At 67.7% G+C, this 18669-nt stretch carries 13 protein-coding genes; 3 read left to right on the top strand and 10 right to left on the bottom strand.

Annotated elements, in window-relative coordinates:
• Window positions 1-5480 (bottom strand): ESPR-type extended signal peptide-containing protein (locus tag BM013_RS30460; RefSeq protein ID WP_256221779.1); only part of this gene is annotated, 5480 nt, incomplete at its 3' end.
• A 470-nt stretch (window positions 5481-5950) separates the two neighbouring features.
• Between BM013_RS30460 and BM013_RS30445 the strand changes: the two genes are divergently transcribed.
• The gene (locus BM013_RS30445; protein ID WP_177206556.1) at window positions 5951-6622 is read left to right on the top strand and encodes a Crp/Fnr family transcriptional regulator; all 672 of its coding nucleotides are present in this window, start codon (window positions 5951-5953) and stop codon (window positions 6620-6622) included.
• Between the two features lie 139 nt (window positions 6623-6761).
• Here the strand turns inward: BM013_RS30445 and BM013_RS30440 are convergent, their stop codons facing one another.
• The 5 genes from BM013_RS30440 to BM013_RS30420 form a co-directional block, all read right to left on the bottom strand.
• Window positions 6762-7769 carry a tripartite tricarboxylate transporter substrate-binding protein gene (locus tag BM013_RS30440; RefSeq protein WP_093132267.1) on the bottom strand — a complete coding sequence of 336 codons (1008 nt, stop codon included), beginning with the start codon at window positions 7767-7769 and terminating at the stop codon, window positions 6762-6764.
• A 100-nt stretch (window positions 7770-7869) separates the two neighbouring features.
• A complete protein-coding gene (locus tag BM013_RS30435; RefSeq protein WP_093132078.1) occupies window positions 7870-8766 on the bottom strand; it encodes an HpcH/HpaI aldolase/citrate lyase family protein in 897 nt (298 codons plus the stop codon).
• Entirely contained in the window at window positions 8763-9944 is a 1182-nt protein-coding gene (locus BM013_RS30430) for a CaiB/BaiF CoA transferase family protein (RefSeq protein WP_093132076.1), read from the bottom strand. The genes BM013_RS30435 and BM013_RS30430 overlap by 4 nt, the downstream gene beginning before the upstream one ends.
• Window positions 9945-9961: 17 nt before the next feature.
• Window positions 9962-10885: an HTD2 family dehydratase gene (locus BM013_RS30425; protein WP_093132075.1), complete on the bottom strand. Its 924-nt coding sequence runs from the start codon at window positions 10883-10885 to the stop codon at window positions 9962-9964.
• 12 nt (window positions 10886-10897) lie between these two features.
• Window positions 10898-11878, bottom strand: a complete 981-nt coding sequence (locus tag BM013_RS30420) for a tripartite tricarboxylate transporter substrate binding protein (RefSeq protein ID WP_093132073.1) — start codon at window positions 11876-11878, stop codon at window positions 10898-10900.
• Window positions 11879-11999: 121 nt separating this feature from the next.
• Here BM013_RS30420 and BM013_RS30415 point away from each other — a divergent pair, with 121 nt between their 5' ends.
• Complete coding sequence (locus BM013_RS30415) at window positions 12000-12926, top strand: LysR family transcriptional regulator (protein WP_093132071.1); 927 nt, start codon at window positions 12000-12002, stop codon at window positions 12924-12926.
• Between the two features lie 442 nt (window positions 12927-13368).
• Here the strand turns inward: BM013_RS30415 and BM013_RS30410 are convergent, their stop codons facing one another.
• Complete coding sequence (locus tag BM013_RS30410) at window positions 13369-13959, bottom strand: NADPH-dependent FMN reductase (protein WP_093132070.1); 591 nt, start codon at window positions 13957-13959, stop codon at window positions 13369-13371.
• Window positions 13960-13981: 22 nt separating this feature from the next.
• A complete protein-coding gene (gene yghU / locus BM013_RS30405) occupies window positions 13982-14887 on the bottom strand; it encodes a glutathione-dependent disulfide-bond oxidoreductase (RefSeq protein ID WP_093132068.1) in 906 nt (301 codons plus the stop codon).
• A gap of 28 nt (window positions 14888-14915) precedes the next feature.
• Between yghU and BM013_RS30400 the strand changes: the two genes are divergently transcribed.
• Window positions 14916-15548: a glutathione S-transferase family protein gene (locus BM013_RS30400; RefSeq protein WP_093132066.1), complete on the top strand. Its 633-nt coding sequence runs from the start codon at window positions 14916-14918 to the stop codon at window positions 15546-15548.
• Between the two features lie 34 nt (window positions 15549-15582).
• Here the strand turns inward: BM013_RS30400 and BM013_RS30395 are convergent, their stop codons facing one another.
• Window positions 15583-16761, bottom strand: coding sequence for an acetyl-CoA C-acetyltransferase (locus BM013_RS30395; protein WP_093132064.1), 1179 nt, complete (start codon window positions 16759-16761; stop codon window positions 15583-15585).
• Window positions 16762-16813: 52 nt separating this feature from the next.
• On the bottom strand, window positions 16814-18601 hold the full coding sequence (gene phaC, locus BM013_RS30390; protein ID WP_093132062.1) for a class I poly(R)-hydroxyalkanoic acid synthase: 1788 nt from the start codon (window positions 18599-18601) through the stop codon (window positions 16814-16816).
• Between the last annotated feature and the right edge of the window lie 68 nt (window positions 18602-18669).

Below are 18669 nucleotides of genomic sequence, written 5' to 3'. Positions count from 1 at the left end.
CCGCTGGTCGCCGTGCTCAGGCCCGACGAGGTGGACGTCGACAGGCTGCTGACGCTGCTGTCTATCGTGCTCAGTCCCGTCGACAAGCTCGAGATGCCACTGGCCGCCGTGCTCAGGCCTGATGAGGTCGACGTTGACAGGCTGCTCAAGCTGCTGTCCGTGCTGCTCAAGCCCGTAGACAGGCTGGAGATCCCGCTGACAGCTGTGCTCAAGCCGCTCGATGTGGAGGTCGACAGGCTGCTGATGCCGCTTGAAGCGGTACTCAGACCTGAGGAGGTCGAAGTCGAGAGGCTGCTCAAGCTGCTGTCTGTGGTGCTCAGTCCGGTGGACAGACTCGAGATGCCGCTGGTCGCTGTGCTGAGGCCACTCGAAGTGGAAGTCGACAGGCTGCTGATGACGCTTGCAGCGGTACTCAGGCCCGATGACGTCGAAGTCGACAGGCTGCTCAGGCTGCTGTCCGTGGTGCTCAGGTTCGTGGACAGGCTGGCGATGCCACCGGTCGTCGCGCTCAAGCTCGTTGACAAGCTCGAGATGCCGCTGGTCGCGGTGCTCAAGCCAGACGACGCCGAGGTCGACAAGCTGCTCACGCCGCTGTTCGTCGAACTCAAGCCGGTCGAGAGGCTCGAGATGCCGCTGGTCGCCGTGCTCAGACCCGACGAGGTGGACGTCGACAGGCTGCCGACGCTGCTGTTCGCCGAGCTGAGGCCAGTTGAAAGACTCGAGATGCCGCTGGTCGCGGTACTCAGACCTGACGATGTCGAAGTCGACAGGCTGGCCAGGCTGCTGTCCGTGGTGCTCAGGCCCGTGGACAGGCTGGAGATGCCGGTGGAGGTGCTGCTCAAACCCGTCGACAGACTGTTGATGCCACTGGCTGCCGTGCTCAAGCCGCTGGACGTCGAAGTCGAAAGACTCGCCACGCTGCTGTTGGTCGTGCTCAGACCCGTCGAGGTCGAACTCGACAGACTGCCGACGCTGCTGTTCGTGGAACTCAGGCCTGTGGACAGGCTCGAGATGCCACTGGTCACCGTGCCCAGGCTGCTCGACAGCGATGCAGTCACGGTCTTGACCTGCAGCACATTGACCGCGTCCTGGTCCTCGCTGCCCGCGGCCACGCCCGTGACCTGGCGGTTGCCCACATTCACTTCGCCCGACGATTTCTGCTTGCTGGTCAGCGCGAAGGCGTCGTAGCTCGCCAGCGCGCCCACGCTGGCGTTGGAGCCCGCGCCCAGCGCAACGCTGTCGGGCTTGGTGGTCTGCGCGTCCTTGCCGATCGCCACGCTGTTGTCGCCGTTGGCGATCGCGTTCTGCCCGATGGCCACGCTGTCGGCGCCCACGGCCTGGCTGTCCACGCCGGTGCTGTTGGCGTGGAAATACTTCGTGCCGGTGTTGTAGATCGAGCTGACCGACGAACTCAACGTCCCCAGGTTGCTGTTGGTCGTGGTCAGGCCCGTAGACAGGCTTCCGACGCTGCTCGCTACGGTGCTGAGGCCGGTCGAGAGGCTGTTGATGCCGCTCGTCGCGGTGCTCAAGCCGTTGGAAGTCGACGTCGAGAGACTCTTGACGCTGCTGTCGGTTGTGCTCAGGCCGGTGGACAGGCTGCTGATGCCGCTGGTCGCGGTGCTCAGGCCCGTCGAGAGGCTGGTGATGCCGGTGGATGTCGAGGTAGACAAGCTGGCAACGGCGCTGTTGGTGGTGCTCAAGCCGGTCGAGATGCTGTTGACGCCGCTGGTCACTGTGCTCAAGCCAGTGGACAGACTGCCGATGCCGCTCGTCGCGGTGCTCAAGCCGGTCGATGTCGACGTCGAGAGACTCCTGACGCTGCTGTCGGTCGTGCTCAGGCCGGTGGACAGGCTGTCGACGCCGCTGGTCACAGTGCTCAGCCCCGTGGACAAACTGCTGATGCCGCTGTTGGCAGTGCTCAGTCCTGTTGAGAGACTCGTGGTGCTGGTTGACGTCGAGGTCGACAGGCTGGCGACGGTGCTGTTGGTAGTACCAAGGCCAGTCGAGAGGCTGGTGACACCGGTGGACGTCGAAGTCGACAGGCTGGCAACGGCGCTGTTGGTTGTGCTCAAGCCGGTCGAGATGCTGTTGACGCCACTGCTCACGGTGCTCAAACCGGTGGACAGGCTGCCGACGCTGCTCGTCGCAGTGCTGAGACCAGTCGACAGGCTGTTGATGCCACTGGCGGCCGTGCTGAGGCCTGTCGAGAGGCTCGCGACGCCAGTGGACGTCGAAGTCGACAGGCTGGCAACGGCGCTATCGGTCGTGCTCAGGCCCGTCGAGATGCTGCTGACGCCGCTGGTCACCGTGCTCAGACCGGTCGAGAGACTGCTGATCCCACTCGTCGCGGTGCTCAAGCCGCTCGAAGTCGACGTCGAGAGACTCTTGACGCTGCTGTCGGTCGTGCTCAGGCCGGTGGACAGGCTGCTGATACCGCTGGTGGCGCTACCAAGACCTGTCGAAAGACTGTTGATGCCGGTGGAAGTCGAGGTCGACAAGCTGGCAACGGCGCTGTTGGTCGTGCTCAGGCCCGTCGAGAGGCTGTTCACGCCGTTCGTCACCGTGCTCAGGCCGGTGGACAGGCTGTTGATGCCACTGGTTGCGGTACTCAAACCCGACGAGGTCGAGGTCGACAGGCTGCTGATGCTGCTCGTTGCAGTGCTCAACCCGCTTGACGTCGAAGTCGACAGGCTGCCGATGCTGCTGTTGGTCGTGCTCAGGCCCGTGCTCAACTGGACGACGGTCACGGCGTCCTGCGGCGCGGCACCGTCGGCCACGTTCGTGATGCGACGCCCTGCCGAAGACGAGCCGACCGAGACCTCGGACGCAGGTGCCGCCGTGCCGGTGATGAATCCCGCGCCCGTGGGCGCCGCGTCGCCCGTCACGCTGCCCGAGCCGATCGCAACGCTGCTGGCATAGGCTGCCTTGGCGCCCACGCCCATGGCAACGGCCGATTGCCCGGTCGCGTTGCTGGCGTTGCCGATGGCAATGGCATCGAGGCCGAGCGCATTGGCGCTTTGGCCGACAGCGATCGCCGAGACCCCTGCGGCGTTGGCGTTCGCACCCACACCCACAGCATTCGATGCCGCCGTTGCGCCATCGCCCTGGGCGATGCCGAAGGCGCCGCTGACTTGTGCGCCGCGGCCGACGGCAATGCCGGAGGTTGCAGCTGCGGCAACACCGGACTGTCCCCCGATAGCGATCGAATTGGCCGAAAGCCCCGCGGCCCCACTGACGGAGTTAGTGCCAATCGCCGTGGCGCCGGCGCCAGAGGCATTCGCCGTGCGGCCGATGGCCGAGGAGAAATCGCCGCTGGCATCCGCACCCGAGCCGATGGCCAGGCTGCGATTTCCTGTAGCGTTCGCACGGGCCCCGACCGCCAGACTGTTTTCCGCGTTGACGCCTGTGGACGCGCTATAGCCGAACGCGGCAGAGTTTTTCCCCGCGGCATTCGAGATGGCCCCGAGCGCCAGGGAACCGCTGCCGACGGCATTGGCGCTAGCGCCGAAGGCCAGTGCGGGGGCTTTGGCGCCGCCACCGGTAGCCAAGGCACTCTCACCGAACGCCATGTCATTTGAGGAGACGGCGTTGGCGTTGTTGCCCATCGCCAAGCCGGACACACCCGTTGCCTTGGCGCCTTTGCCGAGCGCGACTGCGTTGCCAGCAGTGACGTTGGCGTTGGCGCCAATGGCAACGCCTGAAGTCCCCGAAGCCTTGGCCCCCGTCCCGAGTCCGATGGCATTCGAAGCGGTTGCGTTTGCGCCATCCCCGAAAGCGAGCGTGCCCTCAGCGGTTGCATTGGAGTTGTTGCCCAACGCGACAGCGCCCTGCCCGCTCGCGTTGTTGTTGGCGCCCAGCGCCAGCGTGCCGTTCGCCGGTGAGCTGTCCGAGTTGGCAGCGTTCCGATAACCAGCGGCAATGGCACCATTGCCAAAGGCATTGTTGCCGTTACCGACCCCTACAGCCCCATCTCCGATGATGGTGCCCGGGTCACCGATGGCCACGGCACCATCGCCCTGGGCATTCTGGCCGAGACCGATGGCCACGGCGCCACCTTCGTCAGTGCGCGAGTTCGCAGTCGTGCCCGATGAACCGATGGCGACGTTCTTCCCCATTGCGCCGCTGACGATGCCGTCGCCCTGGGCGATGCCGAAGGCGCCGCTGACCTGCGCGCCGCGGCCGATGGCAATGCCGGAAGCCGCAGCCGCGACGACGCCGGACTGCCCACCGATGGCGATCGCATTGGCGCCGAAAGCCTTCGCTCCGCCATAGCCATTGGTGCCAAGCGCTGTCGAACCCACGCCCGACGCAAGCGTATCGAAGCCGACAGCCAAGGCATTGCCACCAGCGGCGTTGGCCTGGATTCCGATGGCGACGTTGCCGCCCGTGCGCAACGCAGCGAAGCCAGCGTTCGCTCGCTGCCCGAGAGCAAGATTCGCGGTCCCGCCTGTGGCATTCGATGGGGCGGTCATGGCAAGTTCGCCGATGGCGATGTCCCCTGCGGATGCGGCATTGGCTACCGTGCCGACGGCCAACGCGTTGGTTCCCGTGGCCTCAGCGTTGGCGCCGATTGCGGCGGCCCTCGTTCCCCTGCCTACGGAGCCATTCCCCAATGCCATCCCCCCAAGATGGGCCTCTGCCTGATTGCCGAAAGCAAACGAAGGTGTTGAGCCCGATGGCAGATCGTCACCAAGCGCCACCGACTTGTAGCCGATGGCAATGCTGAAACTGTTCGAAGTGCGGGCACCGTCGCCAATGGCCACCGCACTGGTACCAGACGCGTTGGTGTTCGAACCAATCGCAACCCCGTTGTTGATCTTCGACGTCCCCGCGGTGCCGCCACTGGCCGTCGTTCGGGCTCCAACGCCCATTGCAATCGAACCTGTACCGGTGGCGTTGGAGCCCTGGCCGATCGCAACCGAACCGCTGGAAGCGGCAATCGCGCCAGAACCCAGGGCTGCGGAGTCCGCGCCAGCCGCATTGCTGGTGCTGCCGATCGCCGTTGCATTGGCGTTGCTGGCCAAGGCCAGGTTTCCTCCGGCGAAAGCGCCTTGGCCGTTCGCTTGGGCGCCGACCCCGAGCGCGGTTGCAGCTTCTCCAGTCGCCTTGGCCAAGGTACCGATCGCCGTGTCACTGAGGCCCCCGGCCACCGTGCCGTTGCCGATCGCTACCGAGTGGTCCGCACCGCTCATGCTCGGGAGCGCGTACTGCCCGTCTCTCGAACCGATCCCGACGGAGCCGGCACCTATCGCACCGTCCTTCGTTCCGATGACCGCGCCCTGCGTCTGTGCCCACGCCGGCTCCGACATCGCCAGCGCCGCCACGACGCCCACCGTCATGCCGATGGCCGCTGCAGCCGCTTCCAGCTTCGCCATTCCCTGCCCCGACCTGCTGCGCTTGCCGCGCGCGGATGTGAGTTCGGACGTGGCAACCCACGCCCCGAGAGATTCGTTCCAGATCGAGCAATAGGACTTGTTCATGGCATTCGGTAGTGAAAGGCGGTGACGACAGGCGCGCAGGCTCACGCGCGCCTTGCGGCGTGTGCTTGATTTCGTGGAAAAAAATGCCCGGACTTTCTCGAGAGAAAGGCGCATCGACCGCGGTGAAACCCGGCCTCGATGCATCGAGCGGCAACGGCATTCAGTGATGAAGCGAGCGGAATGTATCGCCGTGCTTTTGACAGCGGCCGGTCAATATTTCGTCGAATGTCTTAAAGGTGACTTTTCGAGCCCGGCGGCTTTTTGAAGCGTGATGTATGCCCACTGCCCGTCACATTGATTTCGACGCCGCACCCATAGACTGATTCGCGATGCAACGACACGCACGCACGCACCAGTGCACGCGCTTCGGTCGATCTCGGTCGCCGCTTGCCGCATTGCGAACGAACACAACGAGGACCGTCATCGCCCCTGCAAATTCCATCGAAGACAAGGCATTGATGGAGCGCGCCTTGCGCATCACGCAAGGTTTCGCGACGTGGCCCGCCGCGCCCATGGGCCAGTTGCTGGCCCATTCACGCCTGGGGCACCACGAACGCGGTTCGCCCTTCTCCACCGAAACCGACGAGCCTGAAACCCTGGCCATCGTTTCCGGCCGCATGGTGATGGGCCGCACGCCGCCGGGCGGCACTCGCGCGGTGTTCGCCTTCATCGGGCCGGGCTCGGTGGTCGGCCTCGCCCGATCGCTCGACGGCAAGGACCAGTCGGTGCACGACTTCAGCGCGCACAGCAAATCGGTGGTGGCCATTCACATGCCCACGCGGCGGCTGCTCGAGGTTCTCGCGCGCGAACCGGCGCTGTGGAAAGACATGGCGCTCATGCTGCTGCGGCAACACCGGGACATGCTCGACACGCTGCTCGGCCAGGTGATCGGACCGTTCCCGCAGCGCCTTGCAGCCACCATCGAGCGGCTGTCGCGGCTGTACGGCAGCACTGCCGCAGGGCACGCCAGGCAGCGGCTCAAGGTGACGCAGGCAGACCTCGCGGGGGTGCTGCAGGTCACGCGGCAAACGGTGAACAAGGAACTCAAGTCGCTGGCCGAAACCGGCGCCATCGCACTGGACTACAACGCGGTCACGGTGCTGGACATCGAGGCACTGCGAAAGATCACGCGCTCCCGCTGAGCCGATCGAACGACGCCCGCTCCTGCATCGGGGCCATGCGATGAGCGGGGTTCGGCGCCGGTTCGGCGCCGGTTCGGGGCTGGTTCAGCGCCGGTTCAGCGCCGCCGGTTCGCGGCCGGCTCGGGGCCGGCTCGGGCCGTCAGTCGGCCTGCACGCCCGCCGCGCGAATCACCTTGCCCCACTTGTCGACCTCCGCCGCCAGGTGCGTGCGCAGGCTTTCAGGCGTCTGCTTGTCGAGCGGCACGATCTCGGAGCTGAGTTCGGCCAGGCGGTGCTTGACCATCTCGTCCTGAAGGCCGGCGCGCAGGGCCACGTTGAGCTTCTCGATGACCGCCGGCGGCGTGCCCTTGGGCGCGTAGATGCCGTGCCACACCTTCACGTCGAAGCCCTTCAGGCCCTGCTCGTCGAGCGTGGGAATGTTCGGCATGCTCGACAGCCGCCTGGGCGTGGTCACGCCGAACACCTTCACGCGGTTGCCGTCCTTGATGACCGGCGCGGTCTGCGTGGTCTGGTCGCACAGCAGGTCGACCTGCCCGCCCATGAGGTCGTTGAGCGCCGGGCCCGCGCCCTTGTAGGGCACGGTCGTGAGCTGCACGCCGATCTGGTTCATGAACAGCAGGCCGCACAGCTGCGACACCGCGCCCACGCCCGCGTTGGCCAGCGTCACCTTGTCCTTGTTGGCCTTCACGTAGGCCAGCAGCTCCTGGTAGTTGCTGGCCGGAAAGTCCTTGCGCGAGAGCAGCGTCATCGGCACGTCCAGCACCTGGCCGACGTACTCGAAGTCTTTGAGCGGGTCGTAGTTGAGCTTCTTGTAGAGCGCGGGCGCGGTGGCCATGCCCATGTGGTGGATCAGGATGGTGTAGCCGTTGGGCGCCGCCTTGGCCACGCGCGTGGGCGCGATGGTGCCGCCCGCGCCCACCGTGTTCTCGACGATCACCGTCTGGCCCAGCGACTTGCCCATGGGAATCGCGAGCATGCGCGCCACCACGTCGGTGGGGCCACCGGCCGAGTACGGCACGACCATGACGATGGGCTTGTCGGGCCATGCGGCCTGCGCGGCCGCGGGCGTTTGAAAGCCCAGCAGGCAGGCGCTCGCCGAGGCCGCGAGCAAGGCGGTCTTGAAACGCCGGGTTGCCGCCGTCTGCACTTCCTTGTTCGCTGCGTTGTTCGCGGCTTTTTTCGCTGCTTCGTTCGTTTCTTTGTTCACTTCTTTGTCTCCTTCTTCGGGGTTGATGGATGTCTGCGGGCTAGGGGTGTTCGAGCGCGAGCAGCCGTTCGGCCAGCCGCACCACGGGCGCGTCGACCATGCGGCCGTCGAGGCTCGCGACGCCACCGCCCGACGCGCGGATGGCCTCGACCACGCGGCGGGCCCAGGCCAGCTCTTCGGCGGTCGGGCCGAGCGCGGCCTGCACCGGCGCGACCTGGTCGGGGTGGATGCACAGCTTGGCGCCGAAGCCGCCGCGCCGCGCGCGCGCCGTGTCGGCCGCGAGCCGCGCGGCGTCGCGCCAGTCGGCTGTGACGCCGTCGATGGGCGCGGGCAGTTCCGCGCGGCGCGAGGCCAGCAGGAGCGCGAGGCGCACGGGCATGAGCTCGGCCTCGTCGGGCCCGCAGGCCAAGCCCAGGTCGGCCTGGAAGTCGAGGTTGCCGAAGGCCAGCCGCAGCACCTGCGCGACGGTGGCGAGTTCATCGGCGGCCGCGAGGCCGGCGGCCGACTCGATCAGCGGCACGAGCACGCCCTGCGGGCCGATCGCCCGCGCGAGGCGCGCCAGGTCGGCCGCGCGCTCGGCCTTGGGCAGCACGACGCCGGCGATCAGCCCCTGCGCCACGAGCGCGGCGGCCTGCGCGCAGTCGCCGTCGTGCCACGGCGTGTCGGCCGCATTCACGCGCACCAGCAGGCGCGCACGCTGCGGCGGCGCCAGCGTGGCGAACGAGGCTGCCAGCTGCTCGCGCGCAGCCTGCTTCCGGTCGGGCGCGACGGCGTCTTCGAGGTCGACGATCACGCCGCCCGCGCCGGTGGCCAGCGCGCGGGCGTGGCGCTCGGGCCGGTCGGCCGGCACGAAGAGGAAGGCACGTGCGAGCGCCAGCGATGCGAGGGGTGCGGGAGGTGCTGGAGGTGCAAGACGTGCCACTGGCTCGTCGCTCATACCGCCTTCGCCTCGCGCAGCGCCTCGATCTGCGCGGCGCTGCGCCCCAGCGCGCGCAGGATGGCGTCGGTGTGCTCGCCCACCGCCGGAATCGGGTCCATGCGGTAGTCGAAGGCGCTTTGCCGCCCGGCCGGCAGCAGGGCCGGAATGTTCCCCACCGGCGAGCCCACCTGCCGCCAGCGCTCGCGCGCCTGCAGCTGCGGATGCGCCCACAGGCCGGCCATGTCGTTCATGCGCGCGTTGGCGATATGCGCCGTGTCGAGCCGCTCCAGCACCTGCGCCGTGCTCAGCGCGCCGAAGGTCTGCACGATGATCGCGCGCAGCGCCTCGCGGTGCTCGTTGCGCCGCGCGTTGCTGTCGAAGCGCGCGTCGCTCGCGAGCCCCGCCTGCAGCAGCACCTTCTCGCAGAACGCGCGCCACTCGCGCTCGTTCTGCAGGCCCAGCATCACGGTGCCGCCATCGCCCGCGGGGAACGGGCCGTAGGGGTAGATGGTGGCGTGCGAGGCGGCGCTGCGCGGCGGCGGCGGCGCGCCGTCGTAGGCGTAGTACATGGGGTAGCCCATCCACTCGGCGAGCGACTCGAGCATGGACACGTCGATGTGCGAGCCCTTGCCGGTCTTGCCGCGCTGGAGCAGCGCCGCCAGGATGCCGGTGTACGCGTACATGCCCGCCGCGATGTCGGCGATGGAGTTGCCCGACTTGCACGGATCGTCCGGCGTGCCCGTGACCGACAGGAAACCTGCCTCGCTCTGGATCAGCAGGTCGTAGGCCTTCTTGTCGCGGTACGGGCCGTCGTCGCCATAGCCCGAGATGTCGCAGACGATGAGGCGCGGGTGCTTCGCCTGCAGCGCCTCGGCGCCCAGGCCCATGCGCGCGGCGGCACCGGGCGCGAGGTTCTGCACCAGCACGTCGGCATCGGCCAGCAGCTCCTGCAGCACGGCCAGCGCGGCGGGCTGCTTCAGGTCGAGCGTGAGGCTTTCCTTGGAGCGGTTGACCCACACGAAGTGCGAGGCCTCGCCGCCCACGCGGGCGTCGTAGGCACGTGCGAAGTCGCCCACCTCGGGGCGCTCCACCTTGACGACGCGCGCGCCCAGGTCGGCCAGTTGGCGGGTGCAGAACGGCGCGGCGATGGCGTGTTCGAGCGAGATGACGGTGATGCCGTCCAGGGGTCTTGTCATGTGCGTGTTCTCCGGAATCAGGCGAGCACGGCCGTGGCCTGCATCGTGAGCCAGCCGTCGGCGTCTTCGCCCCAGAGCGTGAAGGTCTTGCCGTCTGTGTTGCCGTCTGTGTTGCCCTCGCTGCTGCTTTCAGCGGGCTTGCCGTGCACGCGGAACGCCGCGGTGTCGAAGGTCGGGCGCACGGCGCGGAACTCGAAGCGCGCGAGCTGCGCGCCCGGCACCTGCCGGCGCAACAGGTCGACCAGCAGCGTCGCGATGAGCGGGCCGTGCACGATCAGGCCCGGGTAGCCCTCGACCTGCGTCACGTAGCGGCGGTCGTAGTGGATGCGGTGGCCGTTGAAGGTGAGCGCCGAGTAGCGGAACAGCAGCACGTCGTCGGGCGCGATGTCGCGGCTGAAGGCGGCGTCGCTGGCGGCGCGCGTGGGGGGTGGCGCCTGCTCGCCGGGTGCGGCGGCGGCGCGGTAGACGATGTCGTGCTCCTCGGTCAGCGCCAGGCCGCGTTCGTTGCGCACCTCGTGGCGCACCAGCACGAACACCAGCTCGCCGGTGCGCCCGGCCTTGTGCGTCACCGACGCGATGGTCGAGGTGCGCTCCACCTTGTCGCCCACCCGCAGCGGATTGCCCGGCTCCCACGCGAGCCGCCCGCCGGCCCACATGCGGCGCGGCAGCGGCACGGGCGGCAGGAAGCCGCCGCGCTTGGCATGGCCGTCCTCGCCGATTTCCGACTGGCGGTGGTGCGGCAGAAAGTACAGCCAGTGCCACAGCGCGGGCAGCGGCGTGCCGGCCTGCGGCAGCGGATCGTCGCGGTCGAGCGTGGCGGACAGCGCGCGCACGGGCGCGGCGGTGATGTCGTCGGCCAGCGTTTCGCTGCGGCCTTGCCAGGCCTGCAGCGCGGCCAGCGCGTCGTTGTCGATGAGGGGAGCGGATGTGTTGTCGTTCATGGGGGGTGTGATTCAGTCGACCGCGGCGCCGGAGGCCTTGACGATCCGCGCCCACTTGGCGAGGTCGCCCTGCAGCAGCGCGCTGAACTGCTCGGGCGACGTGGGCGCGGCGATTTCCACGCCCTGCTGGTCGAGCTTGTCGCGCAGGTCCTTCGAGGCCAGCGCCTTGCGCGTGGCGTCCTGCAGGGTGGCGAGCACGTCGGCGGGCACGCCCGCGGGGGCGAACAGGCCGATCCACAGCGTGCCGTTGTAGCCCGGCACGGCCTCGGCAATGGCGGGCACGTCGGGCAGCACCGGGGAGCGCTTGTCGCCGCTCACGGCCAGCGCGCGCAGCTTGCCGGCCTTGATGTGCGCGAGCGCCGACGGCAGGCTCGCGAAGACGATCGGCAGCTGCCCGCCCAGCACGTCGTTGAGCGCGGGCGCCACGCCCTTGTAGGGCACGTGCTGCAGCGAGATGCCGGCCATGCTGTTGAGCATTTCGCCGAGCAGGTGGTTCAGCGTGCCGTTGCCGGCCGAGGCGTACTGGTAGTTGGCGCCCTTCTGCCGCGCGAGCTTCAGGAACTCGGCCAGGTTCTTCGCGGGGAACGACGGGTTCACCAGCAGCACGTTGGGCACCGCGCCGACGAGGCCCACGGGCCTGAAGTCCTTCACCGGGTCGAAGCCCGGATTCTTGTACAGCGCGGGGTTGATGGCCTGGCTGCTGCTGATGGTCATGAGCAGCGTGTAGCCGTCCTTCGGGCCCTTGGCCACCAGCTGCGTGCCGATGTTGCCGCCCGCGCCGGGGCGGTTGTCGACCACCACGCTGGCGTTGTTCATCACCTCGCCGAGCTTCTGGCCCACGAGGCGCCCGACGATGTCGTTGGTGCCGCCGGCGGCCTGCGGCACCACGAGCGTGACGGGGCGCGAGGGGTAGGTGTCGGCGTTGGCCGCGGCGGGTGCGGCCAGGGTGGCTGCGGCGGCGAAGGCCAGCAGCGCGAATGCGCGCAATCTCATGTGTGTTGTCTCCATGGCCCGCATGGTCGGGCGCCCTCCTCCCGCGCGCAATCTGCGATTTCAAAACCCAGCCTTCTGCAATTCCGAAGGCTCGGGCCCGCCCGGCCCCTACCATCACGCGATGCTTTTCGACCTGACCGACCTGCGCCTGTTCGTGGCCGCGGCCGAACTCGGCAACCTCACGCGCGCCGCCGAGCGCCAGCACCTGTCGCTGGCGGCGGCCAGCGCGCGCATCAAGGCGCTGGAAACGCAGGCCGGCCTGCAGCTGCTGCAGCGCGAAGCGCGCGGCGTGCGGCTGTTGCCGCCGGGCGAAGCCTTCCTGCACCATGCGCGGCTGGTGCTGCACCAGACCGAGCAGCTGCGCGCCGACCTGCTCGAGTACGGCGGCGGCCTGCGCGGGCACTTGCGCGTGTTCGCCAACACCACGGCCGTGACCGACTTCCTGCCCGAAATCCTGCCGGGCTTCCTGGCGCACAACCCGCGCATCAACGTCGACCTTCAGGAAAAACCGAATGCTCAGATTCCGCGCGGCGTGCTCGACGGGCGCGCCGACATCGGCATCGTCGCGGGCCGGGTCGACACGCTGGGGCTGGAGTCGATCCACTTCAGCACCGACCGGCTGGTGCTGGTCACGGCGCGCGGGCACCGCTTCGCGAAGCGCCGCAAGATCTCGTTCGCCGAGACGCTCGACGAAGACGCCATCGGCATGCAGCAAGGCAGCACGCTGCAGGCCTTCCTGGCGCAGATCACCGACAACCTGGGCAAGCGGCAGAAGCTGCGCATCCAGCTCGGCAGCTTCGACGCCATGTGCCGGATGATCGGTAGCGGCGTGGGCATCGGGGTGGTGCCGGAGTCGGCGGCGCGGCGCAACCAGGAGAGCATGCAGCTCGCGCTGATCGAGCTCGGCGACGCGTGGTGCGTGCGCGAGCGCTACCTGCTGGTGCGCAACCGGGCGGCGCTGCCGGTCTATGCGCAGGCGCTGGTCGACACCTTGTGCCGGCACTACGCCGGGCAGCAGGCCCAAGAGCAGGCCGAACAGCCCAAGTAGGCGGTATCACCCGAAAACAGGCACTTGCGGCCGTTTGGTGAACAACTCCCTGTCCATCCCCATTTTCCGTGGACAACTTTGGGGGTAACTCATAAGGAGCCTTGTAAAACACATATAAGTTGTTGTTCCATAAGGGTATTCCTTAGTTTGCTCAATTTTTGAGCGGTGAACAACCTTGGCAGCCTAAACGGTGCCGTCAAGCCCGAAAGCGCGTACGAGGAGTACTTTTTCACGATATACGGCCGCCAAAAAGCGCGGTCGGCTCAGCCACTTGGACTTGAATCGTGGAAAACCCCATGTCGTCCCCATTTTCAGTGCACAACTTTGGGGATAACTCATGAGGAGCCTTGTAAAAGCAACGCAAGTCGTTGTTTTATAAAGGTATTAATCACATTGCCCAAAAATTGGGCGGTGAACAACGCGCCGACGCTGGTACTTTCGGTCAATAAGGCGGCGCCTTGCGCGCGCGCTGCGCCCGCGCCGCCTCGGTCCACCAGGCCAGGTCGTCCGCGAAGCGCCCGAACGAGCGCTCCAGCGATTCGCCGGCCGCACCCGTGGGCTTGCCGGCCGCGTCCAGCGTCTGCGAGATCGGGCCGACCGCCAGCGTGCTCGACACCACGACCATGCCCATCTCCGACAGGATCGAATGCCACACCGTGCCCGATCGCACGCCCGAGAAGCGCCCCGTCGAATAGCTCGCCACCGCCGCGGGCCGCCAGAACCACTCTTCGAGGAAGTGGTCGGTGAGGTTCTTCAGGCCCGGCTGCGGGCCCCAGTTGTATTCGCCGGTGACGAAGACGAAGGCGTCGGCGCTGCGGATCTTCTCGGCCAGCGCTTCCATGGCCGCGGGCGCGGTGCCCTTGGGGTATTCCTTGTACATGCGGTCGAGCATGGGCAGGTCGACCTCCTTCGCGTCCACCAGCTGCGCGTTGTCGCCGCGCGCGCGCGACGCGCTGACGATGTAGTCCGCCAGGCGCACGCCCATGCGGTCGGAGCGGTAGGAGCCGTAGAAGACCAGGATGTTGTCGCTCATGGGTGGGCTCCTTGTGGATGGCTCAGCTCGGCGTGCCGAGCTTGTCCTGCGTGCGCGTGTCGAAGTCGCCGGCGTCGTGCCGCTCGTGCAGCTGGCTGTCGGGCTGGCCCCACGCGCGGTTGACCATGCGGCCGCGCTGCACGGCGGGGCGCTGCGCGATCTCGTCGGTCCAGCGCAGCACGTTCTTGTACTCGCCCACCTGCAGGAACTCGCCCGCCTCGTACAGCTGGCCCTTGGCGAGCGTGCCGTACCAGGGCCACACGGCCATGTCGGCGATGGTGTATTCGTTGCCCGCCAGGTAGCGGCTCTGCGCCAGCCGGCGGTCGAGCACGTCGAGCTGGCGCTTCACTTCCATGGCAAAGCGGTCGATGGCGTATTCGATCTTCGTGGGCGCGTAGGCATAGAAATGCCCGAAGCCGCCGCCCAGATACGGGGCACTGCCCATCTGCCAGAACAGCCACGACAGGCATTCGGCGCGCGCCGCGCGCTCGGCCGGCAGGAAGGCGCCGCCGAACTTCTCGGCCAGGTACTGCAGGATCGCGCCCGACTCGAACACGCGCACCGGCGTGGCCTCGCCGCGGTCCAGGAGCGCGGGGATCTTGGAGTTCGGGTTGACCGCCACGAAGCCGCTGCCGAACTGGTCGCCCTCGTTGATGCGGATCAGCCAGGCGTCGTACTCGGCGCCGGTGTGGCCCAGCGCGAGCAATTCCTCGAGCATGACCGTCACTTTCACGCCGTTGGGCGTGGCGAGCGAATAGAGTTGCAGCGGGTGCTTCCCTACCGGCAGGTCTTTCTCCTGGGTGGCACCCGCGATCGGGCGATTGATGTTCGCGAAGCGGCCGCCGCTTTCCTTGTTCCAGGACCAGACGGTGGGCGGCGTGTAAGCGGCTACGGCGGCCGTGCTGGCCGTGGAGGTCGTGCCATTCATGCAATGTGTTCCAGGAGTTGAACAGACGATGACGATTCTCTACGACTGCGCCACCGCACCGAGTCCGCGGCGCGCGCGCATCCTGCTTGCCGAAAAGGGCATTGCCCACGACACCGTGCAGGTCGACCTCGCCCGTGGTGAGCAATTGGGCGCCGCCTACCGCGAGATCAATCCGCAGTGCACGGTGCCCGCGCTGCGCACCGGGGAAGGCGCGCTGCTCACCGACAACGCCGCCATCGCGGCCTACCTGGAGGCCCGCTACCCGGAGCCGGCGCTGATGGGCCGCACGCCGCAGGACAAGGCGGAGATCGCCAGCTGGAACTGGCGCATCGAATTCGAGGGCTTGCTGGCCATTGCGGAGACGCTGCGCAACGGCTCGCCGGCCATGGCCGGCCGGGCGTTGCCGGGCCCTGTGAATTACGCGCAGATTCCCGAGCTGGCACAGCGCGGCCAGGCGCGCGTGCAGCATTTCTTCGAGACCTTGAATGCGCGGCTGGCCGGCCGCGACTTCGTTGCCGCCGACCAGTTCAGCCTGGCCGACATCACCGCCGTGGTGGCGGTGGACTTCGCCCGCGTGGTGCGGGTCAAGCCCGGGGAACAGCACCCCGAGCTGCTGCGCTGGCGCGCCGCGATGGCGCTGCGCCCGTCGATGTCGCGCTGAGCGGCAACACCCACAGGGCGCAAGCGCCCTGTGATCAGCGTTCGATGGTCAGCGCCACGCCCATGCCGCCGCCGATGCACAGCGAGGCAATGCCCTTCTTGGCGTTCTGGCGCTGCATTTCGTGCAGCAGCGTCACCAGGATGCGGCAGCCCGACGCGCCGATGGGGTGGCCGATGGCGATGGCGCCGCCGTTCACGTTCACCTTGTTGACGTCCCAGCCCATTTCGCGGTTCACGGCGCAGGCCTGTGCTGCGAAGGCTTCGTTGATTTCCAGCAGGTCGAGGTCGGCGGCCTTCCAGCCGGCGCGCTGCAGCGCCTTGGTCGACGCGGGCACCGGGCCCATGCCCATGATGGCGGGGTCGAGGCCGGCGGTGGCATAGCTGGCGATGCGGCCCAGCGGCTTCAGGCCGAGCGCGGCGGCCTTCTTGGCGGTCATGACCATCACGGCGGCGGCGCCGTCGTTCAGGCCCGAGGCATTGCCCGCGGTCACGCCGCCGGCCTTGTCGAAGGCGGGGCGCAGGCCGGCCAGCACTTCGGCGCTGGTCTTGCGGTTGATGAACTCGTCCTGGTCGAAGACGACCGGGTCGCCCTTCTTCTGCGGAATGCTCACGCCGACGATCTCGTCCTTGAACTTGCCGGCGTCCTGCGCGGCGGCGGCCTTGGTCTGGCTGCCCAGTGCCAGCTCGTCCTGCGCGGCGCGGTCGATGCCGAACTTCTTGGCCACGTTCTCGGCGGTGATGCCCATGTGGTACTGGTTGTAGACGTCCCACAGGCCGTCCACGATCATGGTGTCGACCATCTTCCAGTCGCCCATGCGCTGGCCGTTGCGCGAGTTGGGCAGCACGTGCGGCGCCATGCTCATGTTCTCTTGCCCGCCGGCAATGACGATCTCGCTGTCGCCCGTGGCCACGGCCTGGGCCGCCAGCATCACGGCCTTCAGGCCCGAGCCGCACACGGCGTTGATGGTGAGCGCCGGCGTTTCCTTGGTACCGCCGCCCTTCAGCCATGCCTGGCGCGCGGGGTTCTGGCCGGCGCCGGCCGCGAGCACCTGGCCCATGATGGCCTCGCCGACCTGGTCGGCGCTGAGGTTGGCACGCGCAATCACTTCCTTGATGACGATGGCGCCCAGCTCGGTGGCCGCAATGCCGGCGAGCGCGCCGCCGAACTTGCCAACCGCCGTGCGTGCTGCCGAAACGATGACGATGTCTTCCATGAGGATCTCCGTTGAAGTGATTTGAAATCGAGGTGTTCTGGGTGTCCGCAGCTCAGGCTCTCGCCTTGACGTAGCGGCCCGGCGCCGGCTCGATGGCCTTGTAGGCCTTGCCGTTGCCGTAGCCCTTGGGCGCGGGGATCTGCTTGCCCGCATTGCCCTTGAGCCATTGTGCCCAGTCGGTCCACCAGCTGCCCGGATGCTCCTGCGCGCCGCCCAGCCATTCGGGCTGGGTCTTGGGGAACTTGCCGTCGTCGCGGATCCAGTGGCTGCGCTTTTTCTTGGCGGGCGGGTTGATCACGCCGGCGATGTGGCCCGACGCGCCCATCACGAAGCGCTTCTTGCCCGGCAGCAGCTGCGTGGACGCATAGGCCCCGCCGATCGGCACGATGTGGTCTTCGCGCGAGCCGTAGATGTAGGCCGGGATGTCGATGCTGCCCAGGTCGACCTTCTCGCCGCACACGGTGAGCGCGTTGGGCTTGGCCAGCTTGTTCTCGTGGTACGTGTTGCGCAGATACCAGGCGTAGAACGGGCCCGGCAGGTTGGTGGCGTCGCTGTTCCAGTACAGCAGGTCGAACGGCGGCGGGGTTTCGCCCTTGAGGTAGTTGCCCACCACGTAGTTCCACACGAGGTCGTTGGGCCGCAGGAAGCTGAAGGTCGAGGCCAGGTCGCCGCCGGGCAGCAGGCCGCCCTTGCCGAGCTGCATCTCGCGGTAGGCCACCATCGGCTCGTCCACGAAGATGTCGAGGATGCCGGTGTCGCTGAAGTCCAGGAAGGTGGTCAGCAGCGTGACCGACGCGGCCGGCTTCTCGCCGCGCGCCGCGAGCACGGCCAGCGCGGTGCTGAGGATCGTGCCGCCCACGCAGAAGCCGAGCGTGTTGATCTGCTTGCTGCCCGTGACGTCTTGCACCGTGTGGATCGCCTTGATGGCGGCGTTCTCGATGTAGTCGTCCCAGGTGGCCTGCGCCATCGACTCGTCGGGGTTGCGCCAGCTCACCACGAACACGCGGTGGCCCTGCTCGTTCGCGTAGCGGATGAGCGAGTTCTCGGGCTGCAGGTCGAGGATGTAGAACTTGTTGATGCACGGCGGCACCAGCAGGAACGGCCGCTCGTACACCCTGGCCGTGAGCGGCTTGTATTCGAGCAGCTGGAAATAGTCGTTCTCGAACACCACGGCGCCCTCGGTGGTGGCCACGTTGCGGCCCACCTCGAAAGCGCTCTCGTCGGTCATGCTGAGGTGGCCCTGCTTCACGTCGTGCAGCAGGTTCTGGATGCCCCGGGCAATGCTCTCGCCCTGCGTGTCGATGGCCTTCTTCTGCGCATCGACGTTGAACGCGAGCGAGTTGCTCGGCGAAGAAGCGGCCATCCATTGCTCGACGGCAAAGCGCAGGCGGGACCGGGTCTTCTCGTCGGCGTCGATGGACTCGGCCATGCGGAGCATGGTGCGGCCGTTCAGCAGGTACACGGCCGCGGAGAAGGCCGACACCGGGTTGCTGCCCCAGGCGTCGCCGGCAAAGCGCTTGTCGCCTTCAGGCCTGGCGTTGAAGCCCTGGCCCCAGAGTTCGGTGGCGTCGGCCAGGTACTGCTGCTGGATGGCCTGCAGCTTTTCGGGGGCGATGGAGAACTTGGGCAGCTCGGGCATCTTCATGCCGTTGGCGAGCCCGGGCATCGAGGGCATCTGAGGCATCTGCGGCATTTGCCACAGCGGCGTGCCGCCCGGGCTGAAGGCCGAAGCCCCTTGCGCGGCGGACTGCTGGAAAGATTCCAGCGCCTTGCTCCATCCCTCGGTCAGTGCCTGCTGGAAGGGCGCGAACGCATCGGCCCCCGTGGGTTGCTTCATCATGTCTCCTGGTCCTCGCCTGAATCGATCCGGATGGCTTGCGTGTTTTGAGTATCCTGCATTCACAAGGC

Origin of the sequence: Variovorax sp. OK605 (genome assembly GCF_900115445.1) — a bacterium.
Classification (GTDB): domain Bacteria; phylum Pseudomonadota; class Gammaproteobacteria; order Burkholderiales; family Burkholderiaceae_C; genus Variovorax.
Note: the sequence above shows the minus strand (reverse complement) of the source record. Positions and strands in the feature narration are given on the sequence as shown.

What these genes read in the sequence shown, in the direction of transcription:
- BM013_RS30425 (WP_093132075.1), bottom strand. Translation starts at nt 10,885, where the DNA reads ATGAACGACAACACATCCGCTCCCCTCATCGACAACGACGCGCTGGCC.
- yghU (WP_093132068.1), bottom strand. Translation starts at nt 14,887, where the DNA reads ATGAATGGCACGACCTCCACGGCCAGCACGGCCGCCGTAGCCGCTTAC.
- BM013_RS30395 (WP_093132064.1), bottom strand. Translation starts at nt 16,761, where the DNA reads ATGGAAGACATCGTCATCGTTTCGGCAGCACGCACGGCGGTTGGCAAG.
- BM013_RS30410 (WP_093132070.1), bottom strand. Translation starts at nt 13,959, where the DNA reads ATGAGCGACAACATCCTGGTCTTCTACGGCTCCTACCGCTCCGACCGC.
- BM013_RS30415 (WP_093132071.1), top strand. Translation starts at nt 12,000, where the DNA reads ATGCTTTTCGACCTGACCGACCTGCGCCTGTTCGTGGCCGCGGCCGAA.
- BM013_RS30420 (WP_093132073.1), bottom strand. Translation starts at nt 11,878, where the DNA reads ATGAGATTGCGCGCATTCGCGCTGCTGGCCTTCGCCGCCGCAGCCACC.
- BM013_RS30400 (WP_093132066.1), top strand. Translation starts at nt 14,916, where the DNA reads ATGACGATTCTCTACGACTGCGCCACCGCACCGAGTCCGCGGCGCGCG.
- phaC (WP_093132062.1), bottom strand. Translation starts at nt 18,601, where the DNA reads ATGATGAAGCAACCCACGGGGGCCGATGCGTTCGCGCCCTTCCAGCAG.
- BM013_RS30430 (WP_093132076.1), bottom strand. Translation starts at nt 9,944, where the DNA reads ATGACAAGACCCCTGGACGGCATCACCGTCATCTCGCTCGAACACGCC.
- BM013_RS30435 (WP_093132078.1), bottom strand. Translation starts at nt 8,766, where the DNA reads ATGAGCGACGAGCCAGTGGCACGTCTTGCACCTCCAGCACCTCCCGCA.